This is a genomic window from Pinirhizobacter sp., from assembly GCF_035317885.1.
Classification (GTDB): domain Bacteria; phylum Pseudomonadota; class Gammaproteobacteria; order Xanthomonadales; family Rhodanobacteraceae; genus Pinirhizobacter.
Window position 1 is genome coordinate 1 of record NZ_DATHFX010000224.1, and the last position, 3,211, is coordinate 3,211.

General features: G+C 61.8%; 2 protein-coding genes and 1 pseudogene. All 3 read left to right on the top strand.

Going from position 1 to position 3,211, the window contains the following annotated elements:
- Positions 1-1,298 (top strand): toprim domain-containing protein (locus VK519_RS07295; RefSeq protein ID WP_324348610.1); only part of this gene is annotated, 1,298 nt, incomplete at its 5' end.
- A 221-nt stretch (positions 1,299-1,519) separates the two neighbouring features.
- Positions 1,520-2,809: a tetratricopeptide repeat protein gene (locus VK519_RS07300; protein WP_324348611.1), complete on the top strand. Its 1,290-nt coding sequence runs from the start codon at positions 1,520-1,522 to the stop codon at positions 2,807-2,809.
- A 210-nt stretch (positions 2,810-3,019) separates the two neighbouring features.
- Positions 3,020-3,211 (top strand): annotated as a pseudogene (locus VK519_RS17895) (energy transducer TonB); the annotation flags it as partial.

The window sequence follows — 3,211 nt, forward strand, 5'->3', positions numbered from 1 at the left end:
CGAAGGTCGTCGACGCCGCCCGTGCGCGCGAAGCGGCGCGCAAGGCCCGCGAAATGACCCGCCGCAAGGGCGCGCTGGACATCGCCGGCCTGCCGGGCAAGCTCGCCGACTGCCAGGAAAAGGATCCGGCGCTATCGGAACTGTTCCTGGTCGAGGGTGACTCCGCCGGTGGTTCGGCCAAGCAGGGCCGCAACCGCAAGACCCAGGCCGTGCTGCCGTTGAAAGGCAAGATCCTCAACGTGGAGAAAGCCCGCTTCGAAAAGATGATCAGCTCGGCCGAGGTCGGCACGCTGATTACCGCGCTGGGCACGGGTATCGGGAAAGACGAATACAACCCCGACAAGCTCCGCTACCACCACATCATCATCATGACCGACGCGGACGTGGACGGATCCCACATCCGAACGCTGCTGCTTACCTTCTTCTACCGGCAGATGCCGGAGTTGATCGAGCGCGGCCACATTTATATCGGCCTGCCGCCGCTTTACAAGGTCAAGCAAGGCAAGCAGGAGATGTACATCAAGGACGACGCCACCTTGAACAACTACCTGATTTCCAGCGCGGTGGACAATGCCAGCCTGGTCTACAGCCCGGACGCACCGCCGATCACCGGCGAGGCCCTGGAAAAGCTGCTGAAGGATTACCAGTCCGCGCTCGACCAGATCGAGCGCATGGCGCACCGGTACGACAGGGCCGCTTTTACCGGCATGCTGGAACAGCCGGCCCTCACCGATGCGCACTGGCAGGAGCCGGCCATGATGGCGACCTGGCTCGAGGGCGTGACCAAAGGCTTGAACACCAGCGGCCTGGGCCGGCCCAGCTACCGCATGGCGCTGCGTCCTGCAGCGGGCGAGCAGACTGCGGCGATCGAAATCGTGCGCACCCAGCACGGCCTGGACCACATCTGGCTATTGCCTCGTTCGTTTTTCAGCGGCCCGGAATTCCGTCCGATCCGCACCGTGGCCGAAGCGGTCGCCGGGATGATCCAGTCCGATGCCGTGGTTCGTCGCGGCAACGCGTCGCGCGGCCTGCTGCGTTTCGTCGAGGCCCGCAACTGGCTGCTCGACGAGGCCAAGAAGGGTCGTACCATCCAACGCTTCAAGGGCTTGGGTGAAATGAACCCCGAGCAGCTGTGGGAAACCACGGTAAATCCGGAAACCCGCCGCATGCTCCAGGTAGGCATCGAAGACGCCGTGGCCGCCGACCAGATGTTCTCGATGCTGATGGGCGAGGCGGTGGAGCCGCGCCGCGATTTCATCGAGGCGAACGCGCTGAAGGTCGCCAACCTCGACGTTTGAGCCCTCCCAAGTGCCGTCCCGCCGCAATGGCGGGGTGGCCGATGCACAAAAAATTCCCTTGTACGACAATATGTTTCGCGACGCGCCAACGTTTATATAACAAGCCATTGTTTTGACACACCTTTTTTTGCCGCACCGCAGCTTGTTCCAGCTTGGTTACCGGGTTACCCTCTTGGGTCCCCCATCGCGTTCAGGCGCGATGCCAACCAAAGGTGAGGCGAATGAAACAGGGTTCCCTTCTGAAAGCTCTTGCGTGTGCCGCGCTCCTGGCCACGCTGGCCGCGACGCCGGCCATCGCGAAAGACACCAAAGACGCTCCCAAGCAGGAAGCGCTGTACCCCAACGCCACGCGCGCCGAGCCCAAGCTCGACCCCATCGACAAGAAAGAAGCCGAGTCGCTCAACCAGGGCTTGCAGGCCGCGCAGGATAACGACGACGCCAAGGCGCAGCAGTTGCTGCAGCCGATCGCCGACGGCTCGAAGAGCAAGTACGCGCAGGCGCTGGCAACCCAGGCGCTGGCCAACATCAAGTACAACGGTGGCGACCACAAGGGCGGCATTGAACTGTTGAAGAAGTCCATCGACAGCAACGCGCTGCCGAACGACACGTACTTCCAGTTGCAGTTCAACCTGGCCCAGTACTACGCCGGCGACGAACAGTACCCACTGGCCCTGCAGACGTTGCAGCAGTGGCGCGCCCAGGGCAAGAAGGACACCGCCGAAGCCTATGGCCTTGAAGGCATGATCGACTACCGGATGGAGAAATACCCGGAAGCCATCGCGGCCATCAACAAAGCCAAGACGATGACCGACAAGCCGAACCCGCAGTGGGACCAGATCCTGCTGGCGAGCTATTCCGAATCGGGTCAGTCCGACCAGGTGGCCAAGCTTGCCTCCGACCAGCTGGCGAAGAATCCCAACGACTCCACGGCGCTGCATAACGCCAGCGCGGTATTGCTGCAGCAGCAGAAGTATCCCGACGCCATCAAGTTGCTTGAGCAGGCGCGCAGCACCAATACGTTGAACGAAGAATCCGACTGGCAGAACCTGGCCAAGTCCTACATGCTGCTCGCCCAGGACGGCACCGATGCCAAGGGCAACGGCGCCAAGGCCGTTGCCGTCATCGAAGACGGCATGGGCAAGGGCAAGATGAAGAAGTCCGCAGAGAACTATAAGCTGCAGGGCGACGCCGCGATCATCGGCGAGAACGAAGCAGGCTCGATCCAGTACTACCAGAAGGCCGAGCCACTCTCCACGGATGGCGAGGTGGGCCTTGCCATGGCCCGCGTGCAGCTGCAACAGGATCAATTCGCCGCTGCGAAGAAATCCGTCACCACTGCGATCTCCAAGGGCGTCAAGCACAAGGGCAGCGCGTACATGGTGCTGGCCGAGAGCGAGCGCGGGCTGAAGAACAAACCCGCAGCGGTTGCCGCGATGAAACAGGCGGCCCAGGACCCGGAGACGGCGTCCAAGGCCAATGCCTGGCTCAAGCAGGCGGCAGCAGCGAAGTAAAAGCCAGGTAAAGGCATCGGTAAAAATGCGCCGTGGGGGCGCGAATAGACGTCCATATAACGCCCCTTCGCTGCTATACAAATGCCATAAGCTGGTGTACCGTTGATTACTTTCCGCCCAGGCGTTCAGGCGAAGTTCGCAGTGTCAATGCGGCTTTGCCGACAATCCCTGTGCGATCCGACTTCCGATCGACTTGCTTGATAGTGAAAGATGGCCTCAAGTAACGAACTAACCGGCCAAGCGCCGTTCAGCTGGGGACGCACGAGCGCATTGGCGGTAGCCATTGCGGTCCATGCAGTCGGCTTCCTCATGCTGGTCGCGCCCGCCACCCCTCCCAAGCAGCAGGAGAAAGAGAAAGAGCGCGTGGTGAACGTCGATTTCATCGAACCGCCGCCGCCTCCT

Coding starts and splice junctions, on each gene's coding strand:
- VK519_RS07300 (WP_324348611.1), top strand. CDS start 1,520: ATGAAACAGGGTTCCCTTCTGAAAGCTCTTGCGTGTGCCGCGCTCCTG.